Genomic DNA, 1,985 nt, shown 5'->3' with positions numbered 1-1,985 from the left:
GTACGAACCGGGATCGGCGGGTAGTCGGCAGGCAGCACGTCCGGGAGGTAGTGCTGGACGGACTGGTCGAGGTCGACTCGCCCTTCGGCGGCCAGTTGCAGCACCACGGTGGCGATGAAGGCCTTGGTGACGCTGCCGAGACGGAAGCGGCCATCGGCCGGCACCGGTTGGCTGGTGGTGATGTCGGCGACTCCATACGTCCCCGTCCAGTGCCCGGCCGGCCCGCTGATCCGCGCCAGCACCCCCGTCACCCGGTTCGGTGCGCTGGAGATGGCGTTCTGCAGGGCCTGAGGATCCAGGGCGGGCAACGAGTCGTCGGCCCGGTGGACCGCGGCGGCCGGGTGCGGGGCGGGCGTGGCCATCGCGGGCGCAACCGCGACCATCGCGGCGGCGGCCGTGCACGACAGCACCGCCCACGTTCGCTTGTGCAAGATCATGGAGACGAGAGTGCTGCTTCCCGGCTCCCCAGCCATCGGGGATCGCCCGGACTTGGTCCCTGGGCCACCCCTGAAACCCGCGCTGGACGGGTCCTAGACGGCAACCTGGTCGGGAACCGGGGCGGAGACGTGGTCGGGCATGGTGTGCCGCCGGGCCCAGACCAGGCCCGCGGCCACCACGGCGGTGGCTCCCGCGACGAGGAACGAAATCCCCGGGCCGCCGTGCTCCACCAGGTAGCCGCTGACGGACTGGCCTGCGGCGAGGCCGAGTGTGACGGCCGTGAGCACCCAACCGAAGGCCTCGGCGGCGGTGCCCTCCGGGGCCACGAGTTCGATGGCCGCGGAATGGGTCGCCGACTGCGGTGTGATCGCCGCACCGGCCAGGATCATCGTCACCGCCAGCCCCCACAGCGTCGATGGCCAGGCCAGCAGCGCGACGAACAGGCCGAACAGGGTGAGCAGCACGGGAAGCCGTGACGACATGCGCCGGGGCCAGGGGTACAGGCTGTATGCCACACCGAACGCGACGGAGCCGACCGACCACAGCGACAGCAGCACCCCGCCCAGCGCGGGCCTGCCCGCCGCGGTGGCCGCCGCGGGCACCGCCACCTCGACGAAGCCGACGACGATGCCGAAACCCAGCGCCGCCACGGCGAGCGTGCGAAGGCCGGGGCTGGCCAACGCGCCGAGAAGGGGACGCGGCCCAGCGGGCGCCGGTCCCCACGCGCGTACGGCGGGGCTCAGTGCGAACAGGGTGGCGCCAAGCACCATGCAGAGCCCGCCCGCCACCATCCCGGTGCCGGGCCATGGCGCGGTGACCAGCAGGCCGGCCAGCCCGGGGCCGAGGATGAAGAACACCTCCATGCTGATCGCCTCGTAGGAGAAGGCGGCGTTCTTGGCGGACTCGTCGGTGACGAGGCGGCTCCACAGCGCCCGTGAAGCGGAACCGACCATCGGCTCGGTGATCCCGATCCCGCCGCCGAGCACCATCAGCAGGCCGGTGCTCAGGTGGGCCTCGATGGCCAGCGACAGCGCGGTCATGGCCAGCGCGAACAGTGCCACCGTCACCAGCAGCGGCCGGGTCGGTCCGTAGCGGTCGATGAGCCTGCCCTGGACGATCGCGCCGATCGAGACGCCCACGAGCGATCCCGCCGAAACCAGGCCGGCCGCCGTGAACGAGCCGGTCTCGCGCTGGACGTAGAGCAACGCCGACAGCCCGATCATCGCGATGGGCAGGCGGGCCAGCACGGAGGCGAACAGGGGCTTGCCGCTGCCGGGGGTGGTCAGTGCGGTGCGGTAGGCGGCAAGCGAACTGGACTGGGACACGCGTACCAGTATGCCGACTCTGGTACGGCAGTACCAAATCGTTTTGCGGTGATCAGGGCCTCGGTTGCCCGCTTATATCACGGTTCGATAACGACCGCGGCGAGTTTCGCGGGCCGAGGCAACGAACTGGCCACGACGGCGTCCTTGGGAGTGAAGGGCCTTGAAACACGGGGTGGGGCCCGTGGCATGGTTGAAGCAGTACAACAGAACTCCCTCCGGATC

Annotated in this window: 2 protein-coding genes; both read right to left on the bottom strand. The window is 70.9% G+C overall.

The annotated features are described in order from the left end of the window. On the bottom strand, positions 1-437 hold a 437-nt coding region (locus FNH05_RS36720), incomplete at its 3' end, for a serine hydrolase (RefSeq protein ID WP_144593432.1). Positions 438-530: 93 nt separating this feature from the next. Further along, entirely contained in the window at positions 531-1,763 is a 1,233-nt protein-coding gene (locus tag FNH05_RS36715) for an MFS transporter (protein WP_246128157.1), read from the bottom strand. Positions 1,764-1,985: the final 222 nt, after the last annotated feature.

The organism is Amycolatopsis rhizosphaerae (assembly GCF_007713715.1).
In the GTDB taxonomy this organism is placed as follows: Bacteria; Actinomycetota; Actinomycetes; order Mycobacteriales; family Pseudonocardiaceae; genus Amycolatopsis_E; species Amycolatopsis_E rhizosphaerae.
This window is presented reverse-complemented; position numbering and strand designations above follow the sequence as displayed.